General features: G+C 73.1%; 24 protein-coding genes. 5 read left to right on the top strand and 19 right to left on the bottom strand.

Translation table 11 applies throughout. From position 1 onward, the window contains the following. The 6 genes from Cco03nite_RS20640 to pdxR all read right to left on the bottom strand — a co-directional run bounded on the left by Cco03nite_RS20640 (position 1) and on the right by pdxR (position 7026). Positions 1–897, bottom strand: a complete 897-nt coding sequence (locus tag Cco03nite_RS20640) for a hypothetical protein (RefSeq protein WP_203693792.1) — start codon at positions 895–897, stop codon at positions 1–3. Between the two features lie 161 nt (positions 898–1058). Next, entirely contained in the window at positions 1059–2561 is a 1503-nt protein-coding gene (locus Cco03nite_RS20635) for a sensor domain-containing diguanylate cyclase (RefSeq protein ID WP_203693791.1), read from the bottom strand. A gap of 1 nt (position 2562) precedes the next feature. After that, positions 2563–3747, bottom strand: a complete 1185-nt coding sequence (locus tag Cco03nite_RS20630; protein ID WP_203693790.1) for an FIST signal transduction protein — start codon at positions 3745–3747, stop codon at positions 2563–2565. Positions 3748–3883: 136 nt separating this feature from the next. Further along, positions 3884–4786, bottom strand: a complete 903-nt coding sequence (locus Cco03nite_RS20625; protein WP_203693789.1) for an extracellular catalytic domain type 1 short-chain-length polyhydroxyalkanoate depolymerase — start codon at positions 4784–4786, stop codon at positions 3884–3886. Between the two features lie 106 nt (positions 4787–4892). After that, positions 4893–5567, bottom strand: coding sequence for a class I SAM-dependent methyltransferase (locus tag Cco03nite_RS20620; protein WP_203693788.1), 675 nt, complete (start codon positions 5565–5567; stop codon positions 4893–4895). Positions 5568–5661: 94 nt separating this feature from the next. After that, the gene (pdxR, locus tag Cco03nite_RS20615) at positions 5662–7026 is read right to left on the bottom strand and encodes a MocR-like pyridoxine biosynthesis transcription factor PdxR (protein ID WP_239167515.1); all 1365 of its coding nucleotides are present in this window, start codon (positions 7024–7026) and stop codon (positions 5662–5664) included. Positions 7027–7093: 67 nt separating this feature from the next. On the opposite strand from pdxR, the gene Cco03nite_RS20610 reads away from it, so the two are divergent. Further along, complete coding sequence (locus tag Cco03nite_RS20610; RefSeq protein ID WP_203693786.1) at positions 7094–8029, top strand: DMT family transporter; 936 nt, start codon at positions 7094–7096, stop codon at positions 8027–8029. A 38-nt stretch (positions 8030–8067) separates the two neighbouring features. Here the strand turns inward: Cco03nite_RS20610 and Cco03nite_RS20605 are convergent, their stop codons facing one another. From Cco03nite_RS20605 to Cco03nite_RS20590, 4 genes are all read right to left on the bottom strand, one after another. After that, positions 8068–8553, bottom strand: coding sequence for a cupredoxin domain-containing protein (locus Cco03nite_RS20605; RefSeq protein ID WP_203693785.1), 486 nt, complete (start codon positions 8551–8553; stop codon positions 8068–8070). Beyond that, complete coding sequence (locus tag Cco03nite_RS20600; RefSeq protein WP_203693784.1) at positions 8550–11093, bottom strand: Dyp-type peroxidase; 2544 nt, start codon at positions 11091–11093, stop codon at positions 8550–8552. Before Cco03nite_RS20600 ends, Cco03nite_RS20605 begins: the two co-directional genes overlap by 4 nt. 197 nt (positions 11094–11290) lie before the next feature. Next, on the bottom strand, positions 11291–11803 hold the full coding sequence (locus Cco03nite_RS20595; RefSeq protein WP_203693783.1) for a hypothetical protein: 513 nt from the start codon (positions 11801–11803) through the stop codon (positions 11291–11293). A gap of 100 nt (positions 11804–11903) precedes the next feature. After that, positions 11904–13496 carry a GNAT family N-acetyltransferase gene (locus tag Cco03nite_RS20590; protein ID WP_203693782.1) on the bottom strand — a complete coding sequence of 531 codons (1593 nt, stop codon included), beginning with the start codon at positions 13494–13496 and terminating at the stop codon, positions 11904–11906. A gap of 121 nt (positions 13497–13617) precedes the next feature. Between Cco03nite_RS20590 and Cco03nite_RS20585 the strand changes: the two genes are divergently transcribed. Then, positions 13618–15138 carry a fused MFS/spermidine synthase gene (locus tag Cco03nite_RS20585; protein WP_239167514.1) on the top strand — a complete coding sequence of 507 codons (1521 nt, stop codon included), beginning with the start codon at positions 13618–13620 and terminating at the stop codon, positions 15136–15138. A gap of 63 nt (positions 15139–15201) precedes the next feature. Here Cco03nite_RS20585 and Cco03nite_RS20580 read toward each other — a convergent pair whose 3' ends face one another. The 3 genes from Cco03nite_RS20580 to Cco03nite_RS20570 are packed head-to-tail and all read right to left on the bottom strand — an operon-like array spanning position 15202 to position 19261. Then, entirely contained in the window at positions 15202–16128 is a 927-nt protein-coding gene (locus Cco03nite_RS20580; protein ID WP_203693780.1) for a cation diffusion facilitator family transporter, read from the bottom strand. A gap of 10 nt (positions 16129–16138) precedes the next feature. After that, positions 16139–17683, bottom strand: coding sequence for a DUF4419 domain-containing protein (locus Cco03nite_RS20575; protein ID WP_203693779.1), 1545 nt, complete (start codon positions 17681–17683; stop codon positions 16139–16141). Positions 17684–17740: 57 nt separating this feature from the next. After that, positions 17741–19261 carry a DUF4419 domain-containing protein gene (locus Cco03nite_RS20570; protein ID WP_203693778.1) on the bottom strand — a complete coding sequence of 507 codons (1521 nt, stop codon included), beginning with the start codon at positions 19259–19261 and terminating at the stop codon, positions 17741–17743. A 102-nt stretch (positions 19262–19363) separates the two neighbouring features. On the opposite strand from Cco03nite_RS20570, the gene Cco03nite_RS20565 reads away from it, so the two are divergent. Further along, positions 19364–19855 carry a DUF4265 domain-containing protein gene (locus Cco03nite_RS20565; RefSeq protein ID WP_203693777.1) on the top strand — a complete coding sequence of 164 codons (492 nt, stop codon included), beginning with the start codon at positions 19364–19366 and terminating at the stop codon, positions 19853–19855. A gap of 43 nt (positions 19856–19898) precedes the next feature. On the opposite strand, the gene Cco03nite_RS20560 is transcribed toward Cco03nite_RS20565, so the two are convergent. The 6 genes from Cco03nite_RS20560 to Cco03nite_RS20535 all read right to left on the bottom strand — a co-directional run bounded on the left by Cco03nite_RS20560 (position 19899) and on the right by Cco03nite_RS20535 (position 25091). Beyond that, positions 19899–20462, bottom strand: coding sequence for a GNAT family N-acetyltransferase (locus Cco03nite_RS20560; RefSeq protein WP_203693776.1), 564 nt, complete (start codon positions 20460–20462; stop codon positions 19899–19901). A gap of 40 nt (positions 20463–20502) precedes the next feature. Next, complete coding sequence (locus Cco03nite_RS20555; RefSeq protein ID WP_203693775.1) at positions 20503–20943, bottom strand: hypothetical protein; 441 nt, start codon at positions 20941–20943, stop codon at positions 20503–20505. Positions 20944–21073: 130 nt separating this feature from the next. Further along, the gene (locus Cco03nite_RS20550; protein WP_239167513.1) at positions 21074–21931 is read right to left on the bottom strand and encodes a carbohydrate ABC transporter permease; all 858 of its coding nucleotides are present in this window, start codon (positions 21929–21931) and stop codon (positions 21074–21076) included. Beyond that, complete coding sequence (locus Cco03nite_RS20545; RefSeq protein ID WP_203693774.1) at positions 21928–23013, bottom strand: carbohydrate ABC transporter permease; 1086 nt, start codon at positions 23011–23013, stop codon at positions 21928–21930. Before Cco03nite_RS20545 ends, Cco03nite_RS20550 begins: the two co-directional genes overlap by 4 nt. After that, positions 23006–24226: a sugar ABC transporter substrate-binding protein gene (locus tag Cco03nite_RS20540; protein WP_203693773.1), complete on the bottom strand. Its 1221-nt coding sequence runs from the start codon at positions 24224–24226 to the stop codon at positions 23006–23008. Before Cco03nite_RS20540 ends, Cco03nite_RS20545 begins: the two co-directional genes overlap by 8 nt. A gap of 157 nt (positions 24227–24383) precedes the next feature. After that, positions 24384–25091, bottom strand: coding sequence for a winged helix-turn-helix transcriptional regulator (locus tag Cco03nite_RS20535; protein ID WP_203693772.1), 708 nt, complete (start codon positions 25089–25091; stop codon positions 24384–24386). Between the two features lie 108 nt (positions 25092–25199). Between Cco03nite_RS20535 and Cco03nite_RS20530 the strand changes: the two genes are divergently transcribed. Both Cco03nite_RS20530 and Cco03nite_RS20525 read left to right on the top strand, forming a co-directional pair. Continuing rightward, positions 25200–26024 carry a class I SAM-dependent methyltransferase gene (locus tag Cco03nite_RS20530; RefSeq protein WP_203693771.1) on the top strand — a complete coding sequence of 275 codons (825 nt, stop codon included), beginning with the start codon at positions 25200–25202 and terminating at the stop codon, positions 26022–26024. A 74-nt stretch (positions 26025–26098) separates the two neighbouring features. Next, entirely contained in the window at positions 26099–26470 is a 372-nt protein-coding gene (locus tag Cco03nite_RS20525; protein ID WP_203693770.1) for a hypothetical protein, read from the top strand. Positions 26471–26508: the final 38 nt, after the last annotated feature.

Below are 26508 nucleotides of genomic sequence, written 5' to 3'. Positions count from 1 at the left end.
TCAGTGGAATGTGCCGATGCGCGCGCCGACGGTCGTCAGCGACGGGTCCTCGGCCGGACCCATCAGGCTCGTGGTTCGGGCGGGCGTGCGCAGGATCGGCAGGCCGGGCAGCGTGCTGATGCGGTCCGCGCGGGCGACGCCCTCGCCGAACGGCCGCAGCAGGAACCCGTCGAGGTGGCTGCCGGGGCCGGTGACGATCGCGCCGACACCGAACGCCAGGCCGAAGGTCATCGGCAGGAGGGTGGCGAGCTTCGGCCAGGTCTGGCCGGTCACGGGGATACCGGTCGCCCGATAGATGTTTATCAGTGCGCCCGGCGTCTCCACCACCGTGTGGCAGATGCCGTACGCGGTCAGCGAGCCGGTCTGGCCGACGCCCGAGGTGCCCACGGTGACCTGTGTCAGGTCGCCGTCCGGCTCCAGCTGGTCGAGCCGCCGGTTCTCGGCGTTGCGGCCCATCGCGAACCCGAAGCCCAGCATGACCGTCGGCGCGGGGCATTCCACCTCGATGGAAATGCCCTGCATGGTCGTGTTGGCGACCCGGGTCGGGGCCACCAGGGTCCGGGCGCAGATCACCTGGGCCGTGAGGGAGAACGGCGTCGTGCCGCCGTTGGCCGGCCGCGCCGACACGATTCCCGACCGCAGGTCGGCGGCGGGTTCCAGCCGGGTCAGCAGCGCCTGGCCGGAGCTGTCGTCGGTCCAGCCGCCGACGGCGAACACCCACGCGTCGTCCGGGCAGGACACGACGACGGTCTTCGGGTCGGGACTGCTCTCGCTGGCCTGCTCCTGCAGGGTGATCAGCGGGTCGGGGAGGGCCGCCGCCGGCGCCGCCGGGGCGAGTACGGCGCCGAGCACGACGGCCGCGACGATCACGCGCATGGTGGGTGCTGCCTTCACCACGGACTCCACTCCTCTCGTGGCGGTCCACTGCGGACGGCCGTCTCCCATCATCGGGACGGGTATCACGGTGGCGTCATGGTCGCCGGAAGCCCGACAGCCTTTGAACACATCCGGCCAGGCGCGGTGACGGTTCGCGTGCGGAGAGGAGCGTGGCCGGCGGCTCAGGCCCGTACAGCTCCCGGGCGGGTGTCCTGGCGCGCCGCCGTAGCGGCGTCGTACAGGGAGTAACCGCCCGCGTCGGTGCGTTTGGCCTGGTACATCGCGAGGTCCGCGTGGCCGACCAGCTCGACGGGGTCGGTGCGGCCGCCGGGGGTGCTCAGCGCGATGCCGATGCTCGCCCCGACCCGCAGCCGCTGATGTGCGACGTGCATCGGTTTGCCCAGCGCGGTGGCGATGCGGGCGGCGACGGCGGAGGCGTCGCGCGGCCCGTCCACCCGGTGCAGCATCACGGCGAACTCGTCGCCGCCGAAGCGCGAGGCCAGGTCGCCGGCGCGCAGCTGGGCGGCGATCCGGTCGGCGGTGACCGTCAGCAGCTGGTCGCCGGCGGCGTGGCCGAGGGTGTCGTTGATGTCCTTGAAGCGGTCGAGGTCGAGGAACAGCACCGCGACGGTGGTGTGCTCGGCGTCGGCCATCGCCAGCCGCTGGGTCAGCTGCTCCATGAACAGCCGGCGGCTGGCGAGCCCGGTCAGCGCGTCGTGGTGGGCCTGCTGCATCCGTACGACGGTGTTGGCGTCGGTGAGGGCGAGGCTGACGTTCTCCGCGAAGGCGCGCAGCGTCTGCACGTCCGACGGCCCGTACACCTTGCCTTCGTCGCAGGACGCCACGACGAGCGCGCCGGTGATCACGCCGCTGTCGAACACGGGCGCGCCCATCGAGGCGCACACCGGGCCGCTGCCGAACCGGCTGACCACCTCGGTCGCAGCGATGCCGCCTTGACGCACCACCACGTCGCCGGCGGTGATCGCCTGATCGGCGGTCGCGGCGTCGGTCAGCTCCGTGGTGAGGGCGCTGCCGGGAAGGATGCCGGTGGCGTCGGCGGCCGAGGCGAGCCGGGCCCGGCCGGTGTCGTCCTCGTCGCGCAGCCACAGCAGGCTGATCTCGTCGCCGAGCAGGTCGCGCGCGGCCAGGGTGATGGTGTCGAGGATCTGCTGCAGGTCCTCGCGGCGGGAGATGGCCCGCTGGATGGTGAACAGGTGCTCCAGCAGCCGCTGGCGCTCCTGCAGGGACTCCCGGATGGACTGCTCGGCGGCCAGTGTGCGCAGCATCGTCAGGGTCAGTTCCAGCAGCCGGGCCATGCCGCGGATCAGGTTCTGCTCCTCGATCGCGAACGGCTCGTCCCACCGGGCCAGCACGAGGTGGCCGGGGTTGCTGCCCTCCCACGCCGCGGCGGCCACCGAGCAGCGCCCGACGCCGGGCACCTCCAGCCAGTCCTGTTCGTGCAGGCTCACCGCGACGATGTCGTCGTTGGGCGCCGCCCCGAGCGGGAACCCGATCGAGGCGGCCACCTTGCCCTCGAACACCACCGCCGCGACCTCGGCCTCCAGCGCCTGCGCGGAGCGCTCGACGGCGTTCTGCACGGCTGAGGCCTCGTCGGTCGACGACGAGACCACAGCCATCAGCTCGACGAGCTGCTGGATGTGCAGCGCCTCGGCCGAACCCGGCATGTCAGCTCAACGCCAGCACGGCGAGGGTCTGGTTGTGGAATCCGTCGATGCCGTGGTTTCGGGCGATCTCGCCGTAGGTGTAGAAGCCGGCGTACGGCAGCGGCCCGGCCCAGCGGTCCAGGCGCGCGCCCTCGCGCTGGATGCCGTCGTCGCCGATCACCGCGCGGATCGCGGCGCAACTGAAGGTGAGCATGCCCAGCGCCGGGTGGCCCTCCAGCCGTGCGAGCGCCTCGCGGCAGGCGTCGTCGGTGGCCTCCAGGATGGACTGCTCGTCACCGGTCATCACCCAGGTCAGGCCGCCTGGGTCGATCGCGCCGCCGCCGCCGATCGACCGGCCGACCAGGTCCACCTCGGTGGACAGGTTGCGGGCCTCGACGCCGCTGCGCCGCTGCACACCCAGCGGCCTGGGCAGCGCGAACTCGGTGAACGCGGCCGGGTCGGTGTACGCCTCCGGCGGCGCGTCGAGCCGTTCCAGGTAGACGTCGAGCGCGGGCCGGTCGTCGAGGGTGTAGACGCGGCCGTCGACGCTGCGGGTGACGATCATCGGCTGGCCGACGGTGCGCCAGCCGTGCTTGACCGCCACCGCCAGCGGCGCCTCGGAGGCGATGGCGACGCCGATCACCGCGTCGGTCAGCACCCGGCCGTCCTTGAACAGGTAGGCGCCGCTCATCCGCCAGCCGTCGGCCGCCGCGCCGCCGAACAGCGGCACGCCCGCGCCCAGCGCCCGGTAGCAGCCGCGCACGATGCTCTCCTGGTCGCGTACCAGGCCGTCGGTGAGCAGCATCAGCACCTTGTGCGGCAGGTTCACGCCGCTGACGCAGCCGGCGACCTCGAACCCGGCGTCGCCCTGCCGCCCGGTGACGCCGGTGGCCACGTGGGTCCGGATCTGGAAGCCCGCCCCGCCGATGGCGGCCACGGTGATGGTGCCGTCGGCCGGTCCGCCGGGCCCGATCTCGCCGTGGGTGGTGCAGCCGACCACGGGCACGTCCGGCGCCGCCTCGGCCACGCCCGCGAGCACGGCCTGCGGGTCATGGGTGATCGCCGCGAAGACGATCAGGAGTTTGGGCTCGGGCCCGGTCATCGCGCCGCGTGCGGCCTCGATCGCCGCGGATCCGGAGTCGGTCGCGCGACTGCGCCCGACCCCCATCCAGCGCCTGCCGGGTTCCTGCTCACCGGAGACGTCCACCGCACCTCCCGGACTGCCGATATGTCGATTTCTCCAGAATTACGCTACTACGCCCGCTCGCGCGCCGGGACTGCTGATACGGCTGGTGCTGCTGTGCACGGAAGCGGCCCGGCCCTGTCGGGACCGGGCCCCGGGTTCAGCGCCGGTGGGCGCGGAAGAACTCCCACATCAGGTCGGTGGCGTTCACCCCGGCGTCCGGGTCGGCCAGCGAGCCCCGCTGCGCTCCCGGCCAGCTGTGGCCCATCTGCGGCAGCCGGTAGATCACCAGCTCGCTGCCGTCGCCGCAGGTCGCCGAGCTGCGGGTGCCGCCCTTGGGCAGCTTCGGGCCGCCGGCCGGGGCCGCCTTGCAGGACAGGCGCTCCTGCCAGGCCGTCAGCCCGGACTCGAAGGCCCCGGCGTGGCGGTCCAGGCCGCCGACGAAGGTGATCACCGATACCGGCTGGGTGGGGCGGAAGTCGGCCTGGGTGGCCCTGCCGCCGCTGAACCCGCCGCTGACCGGGGCGATCGCGGCGAAGACCCCGGGCATCTCGACGGCGAGCCGGTAGGCCATGTCGCCGCCGTTGGAGATGCCGGTGGCGTAGATCGCCTTGGCGTCGACGTGCCAGCGCTCGACCATCCGGGCGACGAGGTTCTTGATCAGGCCGACGTCGTCCTCCGAGCCGCAGCACGACAGGGCGTTCATGCCGCCGGAGAAGCCCTCGGGATACAGCACCAGGAAGCCCTCGCGGTCGGCCTTGGCGCTCATCCCGCTGGTGGCGGCGATGCCGTCGGCGTCGCCCGGGAAGTAGTGCATGACGACGACCAGCGGCAGCGGCTTGGTCCCGTCGTACGACGGCGGGGCGTGCACCACGAACGAGCGGGTGTTGCCGTTCCAGGGGATGGTCAGGCGGTGATCGCCGGGGGCGGGCGTCTCCACGGGCTCGGGAGACGCCGCAGCCGAGACGCTCGGCTCGGCCGGACTCGGCGGGTCCGCGTCGCAGCCGGCCACGGTGGCGGCGAGCAGGGCGACGACGGCTATGGCGTGGCGTAGCTCAGACATGGCGGCGAGCCTAGCTCGCACCCTCCAAGTACGACGGTCCATGGGCCGGGACCGGGCAGGACGCCGGTGATCCGCGGGGCGGGCGCGCCCCGCGGATCACGCGATGTCAGTACAGGCGTCCGGGCCGTGGCGCGGGCTCGGGCCGCCACTCCGACGGGCCGGTGCCGGGCGTACGGACCATCCGCAGCCACAGGAACGGCTGCAGCTCGCCACCCGGGGTGTAGTGGTGCTCGCGCTCGACCTGTGCCACCTGGAAACCGGGGAACTGCACGGCCAGGCTGTCCTGGTTGAAACGCGCGACCGGCAGGCCGGAGCAGGTCTCCGGGCCGGCCTCGGAGAACACGCCGATGACGAGCTGGCCGCCGGGCGCGACGGCGGCGTCGACCACCCGGCGGTAGCGGTCGCGGTCGGCCGGGTCGGTGAGGAAGTGGAACACCGCGCGGTCGTGCCACACGTCGTAGTGTCGCAGCGGCGCCCAGGTGAGCAGGTCGCGGTTCATCCAGTGGGCGGCGCCGGCGCGTGCGCCGACCCGCTGTCGGGCGGCCTCGAGCGCGGACGGGGCGACGTCCAGCACGGTCACGTCGGTGTAGCCGCGTTCGAGCAGCGCGTCGACGAGGGTGGAGGCGCCGGCTCCGACGTCGATGACGGAGCGGCCGGGGCCGGCTGACTCGACGAGCCGCAGCGACATCGCGGGCTCGGCCTGATACCAGCTGACCTGGTGCGGGGCGGTGCGGTGGTAGACGGACTGCCAGTGCTCGGCAGGGTCGGACGGGCGTGACACGTGATCAGATTGCCACCGCCGCCCGGTGAGACGATCACGGACCACCGGCTGATCATGGACGCCGATGTGTTATGTGCCCGCGTGCCCGGGGTCGTTACAGCAGCCCGGCCAGTGTCGCCACCGCGGCCGCCAGCTCGTCGGGGGACTGCGCGGCATACCCGAGCACCAGGCCGGGCGGGCCGGAGGCGCCCAGGCGCAGGTCGGACAGGGCCAGCGGGCCCAGCCCGGCCTCGCGCGCCCGGACGGCCAGGGCGCGGTCGTCGACCCCGGCGGGCAGCTCGACCACCAGGTGCAGGCCGGCCGCGATGCCCGACACACGGACCTGCGGCAGGCGCCGGCGCAGTGCCCCGACCAGCGCGTCGCGGCGGGTTCGCTGGGCGCGGCGGGCCCGGCGCAGATGCCGGTCGTAGCCGCCGCTCGCGAGCAGTTCCGCGAAGGCGAGCTGCTCCAGGGCCGAGCCGCCCATGTCGGCGTCGCACTTGGCCTGGCGCACCGCGGCCAGCCAGCCCGGCGGCGGCGCGAGCCAGCCACGCCGCAGGCCCGGCGCGAGCGCCTTGCTGGCCGAGCCGACCAGCGCCACCACGTCCGGGGCGAGCCCCTGCAGGCAGCCGACCGGTTCGCGGTCGTAGCGGAACTCGGCGTCGTAGTCGTCCTCGATGACCAGGCCGCCGGTACGCCGCGCCCAGGCGATCAGCTCGGCCCGGCGGTCCGGAGCCAGCACCACGCCGACCGGGAACTGGTGCGCGGGCGTCACGAACACCGCCCGCACCTCTCCCAGCGCGGACGTCACCAGCCCGCGCTCGTCCACGGGCACCGGCCGCAGGCGCAGCCCGTGCGCGAGCAGGTGGTCGCGGATACCCGAGCTGCCCGGATCCTCGACCCCGACCTCGTGCATGCCGCGCGCCGCCAGCACCCGGCCGAGCAGGCTCAGCGCCTGGGCGGCGCCGGTGGTGACCACGATCGCGGCCGGGTCCACCCGGGCGGCGCGGACCCGGCCGAGATAGCCCGCCAGTTCCGCGCGCAGCCGCGGCACACCGGCCGGGTCGGTGTAGTCCAGGTCGCTGTCCAGGGCCGTGGACAGCGCCCGCTCGTACGCCCGCCGCCACGCGGCCCGCGGGAACATGCCCAGGTCCGGCACCCCCGGCCGCAGCGGCGCGACCCCGGCCGCGGTGGGCGCGGGCGGGGTGTGCCCGGGCGCGGCGACCTCGGCGGATGCCGCGACGACGGTGCCGGAGCCGCGGCGGCTCGTCAGCCGCCCTTCGGCGACCAGCTGCTCGTACGCGCTCACCACCAGCCCCCGGGACACGCCGAGGTCGACGGCTAGGTCACGGCTGGAGGGCAGCCGGGTGCCCGGCGGGATGCGCCGTCCGGCGATGGCCTCGCGCAGCGCCCCGGTCAGCCGGTCGCCGACACCGGGGCGGGTCCGGTCCAGGTCGACCAGCGCTTCGCGTACCGCCAATTGGTCCTCGATCCGGTGCCGCAAGTGGCTCTGTCGGGCATACCAATGGAACCATAACGTCAGGTGCGTGAACCGTGACAGTCTCACCGGAGCGGCCCTGTGCACCTTCGGCATGATCATCCTTGGCGGCTCGTTCAGCCTCAGCCGCCTCCTGCTCGGCTACCCGATGCTCACCGGCCAGACCATGCGGTACGCGCTGGCCGCCGCCCTGCTGGCCGCACTGCTGCGGCTGTCCCCGCGCCTGCGCGGCGTGCCCGTCCGGCCCGGCCGCCGCGACCTGCTGGTGCTGGCCGGGGTCGCCCTGTTCGGCCTCGCGCTGTTCAACACGCTGTTGCTCATCGCGCTCGAACACGCCGACGCGGCCGTCGTCGGCACCGTCGTCGGGGCAGCGCCGCTCGGCCTCGCCCTCACCGGCCCGCTGCTGCGCCGCGAACGCCCCGCCACCCGCCTCGTCGTCGCCGCGCTGTTTGTCGTCGCCGGCACCGCGCTGGTCCACGGCACCGGCGCGGCCGACACCGCCGGCACGCTCGCGGCCCTGGGCACCCTCGTCTGCGAGGTCCTGTTCTCGCTGCTCGCCGCCGTCGTCCTGCCCCGGCTCGGCGCGGTGCGGGTGTCGGCGTGGAGCTGCGCCCTGGCCGTGCCGATGCTGGCGGTGGCGGCCCTGGTCCTCGGCGAGGCGGGCCGGCTGCGCCCGCCGACCTCGACCGAGACGCTCACCCTGCTCTACCTGGCCGTGATGATGACCGTCGTCGCGTTCCTGGCCTGGTTCACCGGCCTGCGCAGACTCGGCGTCGAACGCGCGGGCATGTTCACCGGCGTCGTGCCCGCAGCCACCCTGCTCGCCGCCTCCCTGCAGGACCAGGCACTTCCCGACGTCACCCAGGTCCTGGGCGTGCTCGTCGTCGCGGGCGGCCTCATCCTCGGCGCGACGACCTCACCTGCTCAACATCGCGTCGCACCAAGACGACCTTGCGCGAGTGGCCGCCCTGCCGCTGCCCGATAGGGATGTGTCATGGGGTGCACTCGCGCAAGATCGTCGCGCTAGCGGATCTGGAGGGTGCCGCGCATGCCGGAGGTGCCGTGGTACAGGCAGGGCATGGGGTAGGTGCCGGGCTGGGTGATGTCGACGGTGACGGTGTCGGTGGCGGAGCCGTTGATGTTGCCGGTGGCCGTGGCGGCGGGGATGCGCAGCGCGATGTCGTGCGGGGTCAGGCCGACGTTGCGGAACGTCAGCTCGATCCGGCCCGGCCGCGCCGAAACCACCTGCGGGGTGAGCCGCAGCTCGTCGTCCACGGTGATCTCGATGCGCTGCACGCCGTCAGGCCCCTCGGTCGCGGCCACCGCGGGTGCGGCGGTGGCCGCGGCGGGCGGCGTGGCCGCGCCCTCGGCATCAGGTCCGCCTTCCAGGCCCCACAGCGCACACCCCGACACGGCGAACGTCACGGCGACCGTGCCGGTCACCGCCAGCAGGCGGGAGGGTGCGCGCCTCGCGGGGCGGGGCCGCGCGGTCGGGAGGGGACGGGTCATGCCGGATCATCTCCGAAAAGGTCCTGGCCGAGGTGGCCGCCGGGGGCGACGCCGTGCGGCATCGCGAACAGGGCACTGGTCTCGTGCCTGATGAAGCGGTTGAGAGCGTCGGTGCCGGCCAGGCGCTGCTGCACCGGGACGAAACCGCGCCGCGGGTCGGCCTGCCAGGCCAGGAAGATCAGCCCTGCCGCGTCGCCGTCGCTGTACGAGTAGCCGCGCCGCAGCATCGCCGCTCCGTTGTTGAACGCGGGCGTGGCCAGGCGGATGTGCGCGTCGGCGGGGATCGCCAGCGCCCCGTCGGCGGTGGTCGTGCCGAAGTTGGCCGGGGTGCGCTCCACACCGCCGCTCAGCGGCGCGCCGGTGTCCTTGCGCCGGCCGATGACCCGCTCCTGCGCCTCGCGAGGCTGGGCGTCCCAGTCGTCGAGCAGCATCCGGATCCGCCGCACCACCAGCACCGAGCCGCCGCGCAGCCAGCCGGGTGCGGCCGGGTCGGTGACGTACACCTTCGCGGCGAAGTCCTCGTCGGTGGGCTGCGGGTTGTTGGTGCCGTCGAGCTGGCCCATCAGGTTGCGGCCGGTCGCGGCCGTCGGGGTGACGCCCGGGCTGTTGTTGAACCCGTCCAGCTGCCAGCGGACCCGGGCTTGCGGGGCGGCCAGGCGGGTCAGCGCACGGGCGGCGCGGAACGCCACGAGCGCGTCGTCGGCGTGTACCAGCAGACACAGGTCGCCGTCGCTGTGCGCGGCGTCCAGCTGCTCGCCGGGGAACGCGGGCAGCGGCGTGAGCTCCGCGGGCCGCGCGGCAGCAGGCAGGGCCGCCTTGCCGAACAGGCTCGGCCCGAACCCGACCGTGACGGTCAGCGACGACGGGCCGGCGCCGGTCACGATGTCGTCGCCACTGTCACCCAGCGGCAGGCCCTGGCTCAGCTGCGCGGCGGCCTGGGTCCAGCGCCGCAGCAGGCCCTGCAGCCCGGCCCGGTCGACGCCGTCGGCCAGGTCGAACGCGACGATCCGCAACCGGGCCTGCGGGCGGGCCGGGGTGGTGATGCCCGCCTGGCGCTCGCCGTGGAACGCGATCCGGGTCGTCCCCACGCCGGACAGCGGCTCGGCCGGGGGCCCGGCCTGCGGCGCGGCAGGTTCGCCCGGCGCGCCCGCCACGATGCCGCCGGCCGCGCCGAGGATCGCGCCGACGCCGCCCGCGGCCAGCGTGCCCGCGAAACCGCGTCGGCCCACGGTGGCGGCCTCGGCCTGCCCGGTCTCGGTGGCGTCACCGCGCGCAGGGGCGTCACCGGGCGCGGCGGCGGCCGCGGCCCGAGCGGCGCGGGCTCCGAGCACCACCGGGGCTGCCTCGTGGTGACCTGCCCTGCCTTCGGGCTCGGCCGATGCGACGGACTCCGTGGCGTGGTCGGCCTCGACACCTTCAACCGGTTCGGTAGGCGGGGAAACCGGCGGTGCGTCGGTCGATGCCACGGTGGAAGCGGTGCGGTGCGGTGCGGGCTTGAACCGCCGCCACAGCAGTGGGCCTGCCACGAGCAGGCCCGCGCCCAGGCCGACGACCAGGGCGACACCCGCACGGTTCAGGTCGGCCGGCAGCGCTGACGGGGCCGACGAGCGCCACCACACCGGCGCGTCGTCGAGCGCCATCATCGACGACAGCAGCCCGCCGACGCCCATCGCGACGAACCCGAGGAACGTCGCCTTCCGGGCGATCAGTACGGCCGCGACCAGGCCGAACGGCCAGATGAGCAGGCCGGTCAGGCCGTCGCCGAGGAACGCGCTGAGCCGTTCGGGCACGTTGCCCGTGGTGACCAGCGCGATGCCCGCGGCGTGCAGCACGTCCGTGGCGATCAGCGCGCCGAGCGCGGCCGCGACCAGCGCGTGCGCCCGGCGGGTGTACACCGCGCCGACGACCACCAGCGCCGACACCGCGGTGAGCAGGTACCAGGGGGTGGGGGAGGGGCCGGGGACCCAGTCGAGGGAGCCGGTCGCGGACAGGACCGTGCCGTCGTGGTCGAGGTCGACGTGCCAGTCGGAGATCCGGTGTGCCGCGGTCGGCGCGGCGGCGACGGCGGTGGGCAGGGTGGTGAGCATCCAGTGGATGCGGTGGTCGTGCCAGCGGTGCACGGTCTCGTCGGAGATCTTGCGCCAGCGCGGCGGGGCGGCCGGGTCGGCGTCGGCGGGCACGGTCGTGCTCGCGAACCGGTCGGCGTTGAGGTAGGTGGCGGGGGAGCCGTCGTTGAGCCAGACGCCGTCGGGGCCGATCCGGGCGTACGGCTCGTCGCTGTAGCCGCGTACGACGACCTCGCGGCCGGTGCTGTTGCGCAGTTCGAGGCGGGAGCCGTTCTCGACCACGGCCAGGCTGACCCCGGGCACGGCGGGTGACAGCGCGGACAGCGTGGTGGCGAAGTTGGTCGCGCCGACCCCGCCGACCTCGTGTGCCGAGGCCGCACCGGCGGGCAGCAGCGCCGCCGCCAGCCCGACGATCACCGCGAGCAGCCGGCGCGTCAGCCGCGCTTTCACCGAGATGTCCACAATCCTCCCCATCACCGCACCGTCGCCGAGCGTGGCCGGTGGCGCGGCTCGGTCAGCGTTGGTCGGCGCTCGGTGGCGTCCGGTTCCCGGGTGTGCCCGACTTCTCGGCATAGGCGGCGGGCGATGGCCGCGCTGCTTCGCGAGCCTGGCCCCGCGGCGCAGCTTCCGAGGGAGGCGAGCACGCTGCTGCGGTCGCGCCACCCGGTGCGTCAGGGAGCCGGCCAGACCTGCCGGAATCCGACCCCGCTCTCACCGCTCAACGCGTCGACGACGCGCTGATCGCAGAACAGGTAACGCTCCTGCGGGATGCGGAACGCCGCCCGGTTCACGAGCCGGTCCGGGTGGAAGTCATACCTGCGGACGTACATCACCCGCCCGCTGGAGAACCGCGTGACGCAGGAACGTGCCTCGTTCAGCGCGTCGCAGAGGTCCGGCACGAACATCCAGAAGTCCCCGTCGTCGGACCGGAGCGGGGCGAACACGCCCTGGCCCGCCAGCACGGGCAGTACCGCGTCCCGCACCTCGGCGGTCATCGTCAGGACGTGCGACGACAGCCACAGCAGGCCCGAATCGCGCAGCGGAGCGCCACGCTCGTTCTCCGCGATCAGCCGCACTCGCAGCCGCCACGACGAAGACACCCGCGACTGCAGGTCGGCCGACTTCAACGCGTCGTAGTCCGCCTCGCCGACGCATTGCAGCCACCGATGCGCCTCAGCTCCCACCGGAACGTGGATCGGGCCGACACCCATCAGCGAAGGCCTCCGTCCGGCGACATGACCGGCCCGGATCGTAGCAACAACCCTGATCGCCCCGCGTCGACGGTCAGAAGGTCCGGCCGGTCGCGCCGGCCAGCGCTGCCACCAGTCCGCGCAGGGCGGGCCAGGTCCAGCGGCCCATCAGGCTGATCTGCAGCCAGTTGCGTTCGCGCAGGTAGCCGCTCTGGTAGGCGAGCAGGTATCCCGCCCGCTCCAGCCGCACGCCGACCTCGGCGGCCGGCAGCGAGCCGGGCAGAGCGATCGTGACGACGCCCGGGGCGGCCTCCTCGCGGGCGGCGACGACGGCCAGCCCGAGGCGGCGCAGCCGCGCGTCGAGCCACGCCGCGGCGCGGGCCAGGCGCGCGTACCGGTCGGGCCAGTCGGTGACCGTCATCGCCGTGTCCAGCGCGGCGACCAGGTTCGAGGACTGGGTGTACGCGATCCCGCCCGCCTCGGCGTAGCAGCCCAGGTCGAGGTAACGGGGGATCGACCCGGGCGACGGCCGGGGCAGCTCCCGCAGGAACACCATCGACAGCCCGGGGTATCCGCCGAGCGCCTTGCCGCTGGCGCCGGTGGCCAGGTACGCCCCCGACAGGTCCACCGGGACCGTGCCGACGGAGCTGATCGCGTCCACGCACAGCCGCACCCCGGCGGCCGCGCACAGCCCGGTCAGCCGGGCCAGGTCGAGCAGCTGCCCGGTCGAGGTCTCGCAGTGCACCGTCCACAGCCAGCCGCCCGCGGGCAGCGCGGAGACGGCGCGCTCGATCGCGGGCCAGTCCAGCGGCGCGCCCCACGGCCCGGCGAGCACCTCGTGGTCGAGGCCGGCCCGGGCGGCGTGGTCGGCCAGCCGCTCGCCGAACTCGCCGTACGCCAGCACGACCCCGGGCCGGTCGAGCAGCCGCAGCTGGGCGGCGACGGCGTCGTTGGCGACGGTGCCCGAGCCGAGCAGCAGCTGCGCGTGGCGGGCGTGCACGAACTCCGCCAGGCGGCGGTGCAGCGCGTCCACGACCGCCTGGTGCTCGGGTGAGCGGTGGTAGGCGGGCGGCCGGGCGAACGCGGCGGCGACCTCGGGCGCGACCGACACCGGGCCGGGCAGCAGGTTCTCCGCCTGCCCGGCGGCACCGGACAACCCGGTCCAGGATTGGCGGCGGCCGTCCTCGATGGTCAGGTACATCGGCTGGAACTGGGCGCCCGGTTCGCCGGTGAGCGGGCCGAACGGGACGCAGCCCATGCGCCGGTACATCTCCAGCGCCCGGGTGGTGCCCGACAGCACCGCCAGGTCGCAGCCGCGGGCGGCGAAATGCTCGGCGATCATGGCGAGCAGCCGGGGCAGGATTGTGCCCCGCCGGTAGCGCGGGTCGACGGCCAGCAGCCGCACCTCCACCGGCTTGCGCCCGGGTGGCAGGTGCCCGTCCAGCCCGGCGAGCTTGCCGTCCAGGGAGAACGGCCGCGCGGTGCGCCCGCAGACCATGCCGACCACCTCGTCGCCGTCGAGGCACACGGCGTAGGTGTTCTCCGCGTGGAAACGGTCGACCAGCAGCCCCTGCGGGTTCGCCGCATGCTGGGGGATCTCCCCGGCGAAGGTGCGGTGGTTGAGCCGGTGGATGCCCCGCTCCTCCGCCACAGAATCGGCGATCTTGTATGTCAGGGCCTCCGGCATCCGGGCAGGATACCGCCTGCGCGGCCAATGTGGACGTCAAGACCTCCGCCCGGGGCCGCTTTGCCGACGCGGGGCGGCCGACTCACCGGCGCACCCGCGAGCAGCCCGTAACATCGCGACGGTGACGGATGATGTGACACCTGCCCGGCTGCCCGGCCGGCTCGCCTTGGTCCTGGTCTTCTTCGCCAGCGGCGTCGTGCTCGTGCTGGAGACGGTGTCGCTGCGCCTGGTCGCGCCCTACCTCGGGCTCAGCCTGCAGGTCACCAGCGCCGTCATCGGCGTCTCGCTCGGCGCGATCGCCTACGGCGCGTGGCTGGGCGGCTGGCACGCCGACCGCCGCGACCCGCGCCGCCTGCTGGCCCCGCTGCTCGGCCTGTCGGCGCTGGCCGTGGCGGGAACCCTGCCCGTCGTCCGCTGGCTCGGCGAGGCGCTGCGCGGCACCTCGGTCGGCGTGGTCCTCGCGCTCACCGCCGCGACCGTGTTCGTGCCGATCATGCTGCTGTCCGCGGTCCCGCCCATGGTCGTCAAGCTCCAGCTCGGCGACCTGGAACAGACCGGGCGAGTGGTGGGCAGGCTGTCCAGTGTGGGCACCCTCGGCGCGGTGACGGCGACCCTGGTCACCGGCTTCATCCTGGTCGCGGCCCTGCCCACCAGCGCCATCATGATCGGGGCCGCGGCGCTGCTCGCGCTCGCCGCGCTCGCACTCGGCGCCTACCTGCACCGCGGCCGCGACCGTGCCGCCAAGGCGTCCGCCACACCCGCCCGGGTCGTCGCGGCGGCGCTGCTGGCCACCGGCACCGGACTGTCGGTGCTCGCGCCCGACCCGTGCGACGTCGAGACGGCGTACCACTGCGCTCAGGTCACCGTGGACCCGCTGCGCCCCGGCGGCCGGGTCCTGCACCTCAACGCCGCCGAGCACTCCTACGTGGACCTCAACGACCCGAAACGCCTGGAGTACGCGTACACCCAGTGGATCGGCGTCGTCGCCGACCTGGCCGCGCCCCGCGGGGAGGCGGTCGACGCGGTCCACCTGGGCGGCGGCGGCTTCACCGTGCCCCGCTACCTGGCCGCGACCCGGCCCGGCAGCCGCAGCACCGTCTTCGAGATCGACGGCGGCCTGGTCGACCTGGCCGAGCAGCGCCTCGGCCTGCGCCCCGGACCCGACCTGCGGGCCGTGGTCGGCGACGCGCGCATGCTGCTCGGCGACCTGCCCGACGCCTCCGCCGACCTGATCGTCGGCGACGCGTTCGGCGACCTCGCGGTGCCGTGGCACCTCACCACCCGCGAGATGATGGCGCAGGTCCGCCGGGTGACCGGCCCGGACGGGGTGTACGCGCAGAACGTCATCGACGGCCCGCCGACCCGCTTCATCCGCGCCGAGGTCGCCACGGTCGCGGCGGTCTTCCCGCACGTGGCCCTCATCGCCCCGCGCGCCGCGCTCGACGGCCGCGAGGGCGCCAACTTCGTCATCGTCGCGTCGGCCCGGACGCTGCCCGCGCAGGCGCTCGCGGGCCGGCTCGCGATGCTGCAGGAGCCGGTCGCCGTGCTCAGCGGGGCCGACCTGGCCGCGTTCACCGGCGACGCCGCGGTGCTCACCGACGACTACGCGCCGGTCGATCAGATGCTGGTCCGGGTGTCCTGAGCGCGCGGCCGCATGCCAGCGGCCTGCGCAGACGCGGTCGTGCTCCGGCCCGAGACGGCCGGTTCAGGCGTGGGTCTCGTGCTCGTGGCCGACGTGGCCGGGTGGTTCGAGCTGGAACGTGGAGTGCACGACGTCGAAGTGCCCGCTGATGCACAGCTGCAGCGCGTCGAGCAGCTGCGGGGCGTGGCCGTCGGAGAAGCACCCGGCCTCGACCACGACGTGCGCGGTCAGCACCGGCAGGCCCGAGGTGACCGTGTAGACGTGCAGGTCGTGCACGCCCACGACGTGGTCCAGGCCGGTGATGTGGGCGCGGATCTCGTTCACGTCGATGCCCGCCGGCACGGCCTGCAGCAGCACGTCGGCGGCCGCGCGCAGCAGCTTCAGCGCGCGCGGCACGATCACCAGCCCGATCACGATGGACACGATCGCGTCGGCCTGGGTGTATCCGGTCCACGCGATGACCGCCGCGGCGACGAGGACCCCGACCGACGTCGCGGTGTCGGTGGCGACCTCCAGGAACGCGCCGCGCATGTTGAGGCTCGCGTCGCGGACCCGGTACAGGATCGCGATGCCGATCGCGTTGCCGACCAGGCCGATCACCGCGAACAGCGCCATCCCGCCCGGGTGCACCTCGGCGGGCACGAACAGCCGCCGCACGCCCTCGATGAGCACGTACACGCCCATGCCCGCCAGCACCAGGCCGTTGACGGCCGCCGCGAGCACCTCCGCGCGGGCCCAGCCCCAGGTGCGCCGCTCGGTCGGCGGGCGGGCCGCCAGCACGGCCGCGCCCAGCGCCAGCGCGACCCCGCCCGCGTCGGCCAGCACGTGCCCGGCGTCGGCCAGCAGCGCGAGGCTGCCGGTGACCACCGCGCCGACGACCTCGATCACGAAGATGACCAGGGAGATGGCCAGCACGGCGGCGAGCGCCCGGCGGTGCCGCCCGGTCGCGGTGACCGCGTGGCTGTGCCCGTGGCCGTGTCCCGAGCCCATGGCTCACACGTTAACCGTCGGCGCGGATCAATCCGCTGAGCCGGCCGACTTCCAGGTGCGAGATGTCGCCACCGGAGTCCATCGCGGCCTCCAGCAGCATCGCCAGGCTGGTGCCGTACACGGGCGCGTCGGCGGGCGCGTCGAGCAGGCGTCCCTGCGCCGGGTGTCTGGGGTCCGTCCGCTCGTTCGCCTCGATGCGGCACACCGTCCAGTGCATGATCATGTCCGAGACGACCGCGGCGAGGCTCCGGCCGTCGGCCAGCTCACCGACCTTGAGCAGGTACCCGCCGATCAGCCCGTACACCTCCACATGCTCGTTGCGCGGCAGCAGCCGCAGGGCGCCGCCGCACAGCGACGCCGAACCGACCCGGCTGTACAACCCGACCAGCTCCTCGGTGGCCTCTTCGAACCGGACCGGCACCGGCGGGGTCGTCTCGTGGTCGCGGACGATGCGGTCGATGACGACGTCGACCGGGACGCTCGTATGAGTGAGATGCCAGCCGGCGACCGGGCGCAGCGCGCCGTCGGCGTCCTGGGCGACGCCCACGAGCCCCGCATGCAGGGCCATCGCCTGATTCTTGCCGGTGGCCCGGTCGTTGACATTGATGATCGCTTTGGCGAGTGTGGCCGGCACACCGCTGCTGGCGATGCCCGGCCCGTCGTAGGTCGCAAACGGGTCGTCGCCGGCCACCGGCCGCCCGCGCGGCTCGTCGATCGGCAGTTCGAGCATCGGGTTCGGGCGGTCGATCACGCCGGCGGCGTCCAGGTACGGGTAGAAGCGCGTCGCCCAGCCCGTGACGACCTCCACGCCGTAGGTGTCGGCCGGGTTGTAGATGCGCTGCCAGAACGCCGTGTCGACGTCGCCGCTCGCCGCCCGCGCGAACTGGTCGAGAATGGGCCGCAGCGAGCGGCACCAGTTCTCCAGCCCGAACCCGGCGACCGCGTCGACCCGGGCGCGGATGCGCCGCCAGTCCTCGACGGTGCCGGTCAGGGTGATCGACGGGATGCCGCAGATGCAGATCATCCAGTACGCGAAGTACTGCGAGTACGCGTCGAGCATGATGACCCGGCCCACCATGCGCTCCACGTCGGTGCTGGTGGAGAAGTCGCACTCGAACAGGTCCGTCCCGCTGGCCTCGGCTTCGAGCTGCTTGGCGAGCTGGTCGACGACGTCGCGCCAGGACTCCGCGTCGGTGGGCATGGCCCCGTCGACGTACACCGCGAGAATCTTCCGGTCGGAGTGGGCGACCAGCCGGGATCGCAGCTCCTCGGCGTTCAGCCGGATGTGCTGCGCGACGCCCTGCGCGATGGTGATCCACACCGCGTCGGGGGACAGCACCAGCGGCCGGTGATCGACGAACGCGCGGCCGATCGCGCCGAGCAACGGGTGCACGCCGTTGAGCTCGACCGTTTTCCCGCTGCCGCTGTTGTCGACGAGCACCTGCAGTTCAGGGTCGCCGCCGATCGCCAGAGCGTCGGGATACAGCTCCCTGAGCGGCCGGGTGGGCAGCGGCTCGGCGGCGGGCGTGACGTCATCGACCGGGAACGTGAACACCCCGGCACTGTAGCGCCGGCACGCCGTTTCGGGGTCCCTTCAGGACAGAGGCGCCGTTCAGCGGCCTCGCCGCGCCGGCAGGTCGCTGAGCCGGCCGACCTCCAGGTGCGAGATGTCGCCGCCGTTGTCCAGCGCGGCCTCCAGCAGGATGGCCAGCGAGGTGCCGTACACCGGGACGTCGGCGGGGTCGTCGAGCAGGGCACGGGCCGGGGCCGCCAGGCCCGCGCCGTCCGGCGGCGCGGTGACCCGGCAGCACACCCAGGCCACGGCCGCGCTGCGCCCGAGGTCCAGCGCCGCGGCGATGCAACGGCCGTCGGCCAGGTCGATCACCCGCAGCAGGTACACCTCGCCGCCCGCCACCCAGGCCATCTCGCTCACGTTCAGCCGCCACCAGGTGTCCACCGCCGGGAGCAGCCGCCACGCGCCGCCGAACAGCGACGCGGAGCCGATCCGGCTGTAGAGCGCGAGGATCTCCGGGTCGGTGGCCTCCCGGTTGATCTCCGCAGGCGGGGTCGTCTCGTGGTCGCGGACGATGCGGTCGACGACGTCGTCGATCTCGATGGTCGCGGGGGTGAGACACCAGCCGGCGACCGGGCTCAGCGCGCCGTCGGCCTCCTGGGCGACCCCGACCAGCCCGGCGTGCAGGGCGACCGCCCGGTTGTCACCGGTGACCCGGTCGTTGACCCGCACGGTCACGCGCGACATCGCCGCCGGCACGGTGCGGCTGGTGATGCCGGGGCCGTCATAACCGTCCCCGGGGCGGCCGCGCGGCTCGTCGATCGCCAGGTCCAGCATCGGGTTCGGCGCGTTGCCCGCCAGATACGGGTAGAAGCGCGTGACCCAGCCGGTGATGACGTCGCCGCCGTACGCGTAGACCGGGTTGTAGACGGCCTGCCAGAACGCCGTGTCGACGTCGCCCGCCGCCGCGCGGGTGAACTGGTCGAGGATCGGGCGCAGCGAGCGGCACCACCTCTCCAGCCCGTACCCGGCGATCACGTCGACCCGCGCCCGGATGCGCCGCCAGTCCTCGACGGTGCCGGTCAGCGTGATCGACGGGATGCCGCAGACGCAGGTCAGCCAGTAGACGAAGTACGGGGAGTACGCGTCGAGCAGCACGACCCGCGCGGCGGTGCGCTCGACCTCGGTGCTGGTGGAGAAGTCGCACGCGAACAGCGCGGCGTCGGCGACCTCGCCGTCGAGCAGCTTGGTCCACTGCTCCACGATCTGCTGCCAGGATTGCGCGTCGATGGGCATCGGCCCGTCGTGGTCGACGTTCATGAGCTTGCGTCCGGCGTGGCGGACCAGCTGCGGGCGCAGCTCGTCGGCGTGGAGCCGCAGGTGCTGGGCGACACCTGCGGCGATGGTCAACCAGACCGCGTCGGGGGACAGCACCAGCGGCCGGTGGTCGATGAACGCGTGGGCGACCGCGCTGAGCAGCGGGTGCACTCCGTCAGATGCCAACATCGGCCGGGAGGGGTCGCCACCGAAGGCGAGCGCGTCCGGGAACAGCCCGCTCACCGGCTCGGTCGGCAGCGGCTCGGTGGCGGGCGCGACGTCGTCGACGGGAAACGTGATCACGCGGGGGACTGTAGCGCCACGCTGCAGCACGTGCAGGCCGCCGTTGCGGTCACGTCCGGTGGCCGCTTGACAGATGATCTAGCCCGGTCGAGCATACGAACCGTGCGCCGGTCCGAGTCCCTCCCGAACGACTATGTGAAGGTCTGGTTCGCGCTGGACCAGGACGACAGCGGCTGGCCGCCGGCCGGAAGCGAGGGACTGTGGGCTGTTCGGTTGTCGCCGGAGGTCGTGCGGCTGGACAACACGCCGTGGTTCGTTCGCAATGTCGCCTGTGGTGACTTGTTCTCGGTCGAGCGGGACCACCGAGGGCAGTGGTGGGCGGGCGAGCGGTTGCAGTGGTCCGGCCACTGCACCATCCGTGTCGCCCCGCTCGGTGACGGGCCATCGGCCGGATCTTTGCGCGACGTGCTCGACCGCTTCAGCACGCTGGGGGCCACCGGTGAGGGAATCGCACAGTTCGGCATGGTGGCGCTCGATGTGCCGCCCACGGCTGATGTCGCGGCGATCAAACGGTGCCTGGTGGACGGCCAGGACGCTGGGTGGTGGGCGTACGAGGAGGGTTGCGTGAGCGACGCCTGGCTCGCACTGGCCTAGCCGCCGGCCAATGGTCGAACCGCTACTGCGACGCCGGTGCCGGCTACTGCCGCGTCCATCGCTCCTTGGTGATCTCGTACCGTACGCCGCCATGCACGGAGCCCTCGATCGCCTCCATGTCGGCGGGAGTGGGGGTGGTGCCCACGAGCGTCATGTCTAGCTTCTCCATGATGTTGCGCGAACCGTGGTTCACGGACATCGTCTGAGCCCAGACCATGCGCACACCGAGTTCCGTGAACGCCTTGCCCAGCAAGGCCCGTGAGCCCTCGGTGGCGTAACCGTTGCCCCATGCCGCCTGCCGCAGGCGGTAGCCGAGTTCGACTTCGTCCAGCGGGCCCTCCGCCCTGGGACGCAGGATGAACCAGCCGATGAACGCGCCGCCGTCCTTCTCGTGCGCGGCGAACAGCCCCAGGTCGCCGCCCCACTTCTCGTAGCCGGCGAGGATGTTCGGGATGTGGCGCTCGCGGACGATCTCCGGCGCGGTCGGCCTGCCGCCGGTCAGGTAGCGCATCACCGCCGGGTCGCTGTCCAGCTCGATCAGCAGGTCAGCGTCATCGGCGGTGAAACGGCGCAGGGCCAGGCGCTCGGTCTCCAGGTAGGTGTCCACGAGTCGATCATGCCTGACGCGAGTCGGACAGCCGAATGGTTTAGTCGGCAGTCGGGGGCCAGACCGCGCGGGTGGCTTCCAAGGGCGGTCGGTGCCGTGATCGGCGTGAGTCGCCCAGTTCGTTCAGGCGGCCGACTTCGAGGTGGGCGATGCCGCCGCCGTTGTCCAGCGCCGCTTCCAGAATTCTGGTCAGCGACGTTCCGTACACCGGCACGTCGGCGGGGTCGTCGAGCAGCGCGATCATGTGCGGTTGGTCCTCCCTCGGTTGAATCCGCCCGGCTACCCAGGGGAGGACCAGCGGCCGGTGCTCGCGAAACGCCCGGCTGACGACGCTGAGCAGCGGGTGCACGTCGTCGGGTCGCAGCACGGCCTGGTCGGGGTCGCCGCCGAAGGCCAGAGCCTCGGGGAACAGCTCGCGCATCGGCTGGGTGGGCAGCGGTTCGGCGGCGGGCGTGACGTCGTCGACAGGGAAGGTGACCATCGCGGGTGACTGTAGCGGCGCGGCCGGATCGGTGTGGTCCCGTCACAGCTCGGCCGCCCTGGCGAGGGCGATGAGTCCGGTGCGGTCGGCGGACCCGACGGACGTCGAAGGATCCGTTTGACCGGCGGGTTCATTCCTTGCTGGCGCCCTCGGCCGCGCCGCGGACGAAGTAGCGCTGGAAGATCACGAAGATGATCGCGACGGGGATGGTGGCGAGCAGGGCCGCGCCCAGCTTCAGCGGATACTGGGTGCCCGCGCCGAGCGAGCCGCTGACCAGGTTCGCGATGCCGCGGGGCAGGGTGAACAGTTCGGGGCTCTGCACCGCGACGACGGTGTGCGGGAACTCGTTCCAGGACGCCTGGAACGACAGGATGGTCAGCGTGATCAGCGCGGGCCGCGCCATCGGCAGGATGATCGACCAGTAGGTCCGGAACACGCCCGCCCCGTCCATCCGGGCGGCCTCCTCCAGGCTGGGCGGCACGGACAGGAAGAACTGCCGCATGATGAACACCCCGGCGGCGTCGACGAGCAGCGGCAGCACCAGCGCGGTGTACGTGTTGTAGATGCCGAGCTGGTTGAGCACCAGGAACTTCGGGATCAGCAGCACCACGCCGGGCACCGCCATCACGGCCACGATCATCGCGGTGATCGCGCCGCGGCCCCGGAAGCTGAGCCGGGCCAGGGCGTATCCGGCCAGCGAGTCCAGGAACACCCGCCCGACGGTGATGAGCAGGGTCACCAGGATCGAGTTGCCGATCCACAGCGGGAACGCGGTGCTGTCGAAGATCTTCGTGAACGCCGCGGTGGTGAACGGGTCGGGCACCGGCGACAGCGGGTGGGCGGCGGCGTCGGCCTCGGTCTTGAACGAGTTCGCGGTCTGGATGACGAACGGGTACAGGAACACCAGCGCAAAGAACACGAGCACGGCGTACCCGAGGAAGGTGCCCAGCAGCGCGCGGAAGCCCCGGGCCCGGCCCGGCGGGGTCACGACGTGCTCCCGCGGCGCGGCCACCACCGGCGGCGCGGCCGGGGCTCGTCGCGGTCGCGCATGATCCAGCGCTGGAGCAGCGTCATCACCACGATGATCAGGAACAGCACGAAGGAGATCGCCGCGCCGACGCCGTACTCGAAATCGCTGAACGCGGTGCGGTAGGACAGGTAGGCGGGGGTGAGCGTGGTGTTGGCGGGTTTGCCCTGGCTCATCACGTAGATCTGGTCGAAGACCTGCCAGGTGCCGATCAGCCCGAGGGTGACCACCAGGAACAGGGCCGGTTTGAGCATCGGCAGGGTGACGTGGCGCAGCCGCTGCCAGGCGTTCGCGCCGTCGATCAGGCTGGCCTCCTCGACCTGCACGGGCACGTCCTGCAGCGCGGCGAGGAAGATCAGCATGAAGGTGCCGCTGGTGGTCCAGACGACCAGCATGATGATCGTGGACATGGCGACGCTGGGCCCGGCCAGCCACTCCCACCAGGACAGCCCGAACGGGCCGCCGCCGGTGAGCGCGGCCGGTGGGTTGGCCACGTCGACCAGCCCGAGCCCGCCGAGCAGCAGGTGCAGCAGCCCGCGTGGGTCGGCGAACCAGGCCGGGCCGCTGATGCCGAACGCGGCCAGCAGCGCGTTGACCGCGCCGGAGTTGGCGAACAGGAACAGGAACACCACGCTGATCGCCACCGAGCTGGTGACCGACGGGAAGTAGAACGCGGTGCGGAAGAACGACGTGCCCTTGAGGAAGCGCTGGTTGACGACCAGGGCCAGGGCCAGCGCGAGCAGGGTCTGCGCGGGCACGGCGACGGCGACGTAGTACAGATTGTTCCGGATACTGATCATGAAGTTCTCGCGGGTCAGCCCGTCCTCCACGAACAGGCTCGCGTAGTTCTGCGCGCCGACGTACGGCACCCCGGGCGCGAACGGGCTGCCCTGGCCGTTCCAGCCGCTCACGCTGACCCACAGCGCCATGCCGATCGGCAGCACCAGGAACAGGCCCAGGATCAGCACCGCCGGGGCGACGAACAGCCACCCGGCGGCCGCCTCGTCGCCCCGGATGCCGCTGCGGCGGTGCGCCTCAGCCACGCAGCGCCGCCGTCATGTTGCGCTGCAGCCGCCGCAGGATCGCCTGCGGGTCGGCCACGGCCAGGCGCTGCAGCTGGGTGTCGAAGTCGGACAGGACGTTGCCCATCTTCGGCGCGTTGACCGGCCCCTGCGCGTGGCCCGCGCCGTCCAGGAACGCCCGGTCGGCAGGGAAGGCCTGCAGGTAGCGGTCGCGGGCGGTGACGACCGAGGGCATCACACCGTACGCGGAGGCGAAGGCGAGCTGCTGGTCCACGGCCGTCATCGCCTGGACGAACGCGACGGCCTGGCTGCGGTACGGCGTCCGTGCGGAGATGCCCCAGCACGTGGTGAACGACAGGGTGCCCTCGCCCGCGGGCCCGGCCGGCAGCGCGTGCACGGTGTACCGCACGTCCGGGTAGTCCCCGGCCAGCGCACCCTTGATCCAGTTGCCCTCGATCGTCATCGCGGCCAGGCCCCGCCCGAACGCCTCCCCGGCCCAGCCCGTGTCCAGCGCGCTCGGGTAGCGGGCGAGCCCGGCCCGCAGCAACCGCTGCACGTACGTCAGCGCGGCGGCGTTCTGTGGGCTGTCGGCGGTGGCCTTGGTCCCGTCGGGGCTGATCAGCCAGCCGCCGGCCTGGACCAGGAACGCGCCGATGCGCTCCACGGTGTCGCCGAGGGCCAGCGGGGTGATGCCCCGGGCCGCGATGCGCTCGGCGACCGCGGTCAGTTGCGCCCAGTCGCGGGGCACGTCGGCGGCGCTCAGCCCGGCCCGCGCCCACAGGTCCTCGTTGATCTGCAGGGCCAGCGTCGCGAAGTCCTTCGGCGCGCAGTAGAAGCGCCCCTGGTAGGTGAAGGCCTGCCGCAGCGTGGGGTAGAAGTCGCCCGCCGCCGCCAGCGCGTCGGCGTACGGTTCGAGCGCGCCGACGCTGGCGAAGTCGGCGAAACGGGCCGCGTCGACGTAGAACACGTCCGGCGGCGACGAGCCGGCGAACGCCTGCCCGAGCTGCTGGTCCAGGTCCTGGGCGGGGATCACGGTCACCGCGTTCCCGCTGGCCGCCGCCCACGCCGCGGCGGCGTCGGTGACGGCCTTCGTCTCGGCGGCACCGGAGGAGCCGATGAGGATCTGCAGGTCGGCGGGTCCGGTGCGCTGGGGGACCGGCCCGGGCGGCGGCCCGCACGCGGCCAGCGCGAGCAGGCACACGACGGCCAAGGCGCGCAGCCCCGCTCGTACCATGACCGCCCCGCCCTTTTGCCCGCTATGCCGGACTTAAGGGTAGTGTGTGATCATGGCTGCGCAGGTTCACCGGCCACCGGCGTGTGCCGAGCCGCCCGCTCGACACCCACGAAGCCGTGCTGACCTGAGGATACGTCAGATGACCCGGCGCCCGGAGTCAGACCCGCGCACCCACCGGCTCCGGAACCGGTTCCGGGCGCGGCACGGTGGCGAACACGTTCGTCCGGAACCACGACGGCAGCGCCCGCCGCAACGCCTGCGGCCCCTCGATCGCCAGCTCGCCCCGGCGCAGCCCGTCAGCCCACGACTGCTCGCCCAGCCACACCCGGATCAGCCCGCGCAGGCTCGCCGTCACCGTCACCGCGACCTCATGCCCCGGATCGTCGTCGCAGACGTCGACATCCTCCGGCGTGATCACCAGCCACCAGTCCCGCAGCGGCCGGGCCACGTCATGGAACGCGAACCGCAGCACCGTACGGCCACCCGGCGCCGTCGCCCGGTCGACGTGCCGGCGCATGTCCCACAGCAGCAGCTTCGGGTCGAGATCCTGATCGCCCAGCTCGCCGATCCACCGCACACCCCACGCGCCCAGCGCCACCACGATCGGCTCCAGCTCCCGCCCGGCCGGAGTCAGCAGATACTGCACCTCGCTGTCCGTCGGCCGCCGCTCCACCACCCCGGCCGCGACCAGCTGCTGCAGCCGCTTGGACAGCAGCGTCGGCGACATGCGCGGCAAGCCCCGGCGCAGCTCGTTGAAGTGGCGGCTACCCGCCACGAGCTCCCGGACGACCAGCAGCGTCCAGCGCTCGTCGAGCAGCTCCATGGCCTTGGCCACCGGGCAGAACTGGCGATACGAGGCTCCCATGCCCGCCACCGTAGGGCGTGGACCGTGCCCGGTACAGATCCTGTACTGGTCGGACATCGGTCACCCTTCCTAGCGTGAAGTCACCAACACACGAACAGGAGCTCCACCATGACCGCACCGAGCGACGCCGACCGCGCGCTCAAGTCCAAGCACCGCGCGATGTGGGCGCTGGGTGACTACCCGGCGGTCGCCGCCGAGGTCATCCCCGAACTCGGCACCGTGCTGGCGCAGGCGTGCGGCGCCGGACCCGGCGTGCGCGTGCTCGACGTCGGCGCCGGCTCCGGCAACGCGGCGATCCCCGCGGCCCTGGCCGGGGCCGACGTCGTCGCCAGCGACCTGACCCCGGAGTTGTTCGACGCCGGCCGCCAGGTCGCCGAGCAGCGCGGCGCGAAGCTGACCTGGGAGCAGGCCGACGCCGAAGCGCTGCCGTACGCCGACGGCGAGTTCGACGTCGTCATGTCCAGCGTCGGCGTCATGTTCGCCCCGCACCACCAGGAGGCCGCCGACGAGCTGGTCCGGGTCTGCCGCCCCGGCGGGACGATCGCGCTGGCCAACTGGACGCCGCAGGGCTTCATCGGGCAGATGTTCGCCGTGATGAAGCCGTACGCCGCACCGCCGCCGCCCGGGGCGCAGCCGCCGCCGCTGTGGGGCAGCGAGGAGCACGTCGCCGCGCTGTTCGGCGACCGGGTCACCGAGGTCGTCGCCGAGCGCCGCACGGTCCGGGTGGACCGGTTCGCCAGCGCCGAGGAGTTCCGCGACTTCTTCAAGGCGTGCTACGGCCCGACGATCGCGGTGTACCGCAACATCGCCGACCAGCCGGACAAGGTCGCCGCCCTGGACGAGGAGCTGGCCGAACTCGGCCGCCGCAACGACCTCGGCTGGGGCGCGATGGACTGGGAGTACCTGCTCTACACCGCTCGTCGGGCGGGCTGACCCGCAGGCTGGGGACGACGCGGGCGTCGCGGCAAAGCGCGCCTGCGTCCGTCCGCGGACCCGATGTGGGAATCGTGCGCGCTGATCAGGTACTAGGGTTCGGCACGATGATGGACTTTCTGGAGATCAACAAGTTTGGTTTCGGCGTCTATGCGGACCAGGTTGTCGCTGCCGAGTCCGAGGATGTCGCAGACCTTCTTCGGACATTGGAGGCGATCGCGGCGATGGTGTTGGCGGAGGACGAGTTGTTCGTCGACTCGCTGTCCGATGACGCCGTTGCCGGTTTCATCGTGCCGTTGCAGATGGCGAACGTCATGCTGCGCAGGGGAGGCTACTCGGCGGTCGACCTGGTCGCAGCCTCAGGCGTCGTCCGGTACACCGCGCAAAGGTATCTCCTCGAGTTCCCTGCGGACCTGGTCGAACTGTTGCAGAGGCTGCCGAGGTAGCCGACCCGGACCCGGCGGACTCGCCGAACGGAGAGTGG

It is taken from the genome of Catellatospora coxensis (genome assembly GCF_016862635.1).
In the GTDB taxonomy this organism is placed as follows: Bacteria; Actinomycetota; Actinomycetes; order Mycobacteriales; family Micromonosporaceae; genus Catellatospora; species Catellatospora coxensis.
The sequence above is the reverse complement of the archived record's forward strand: the minus strand, read 5'-3'. Positions and strand labels throughout refer to the sequence as shown.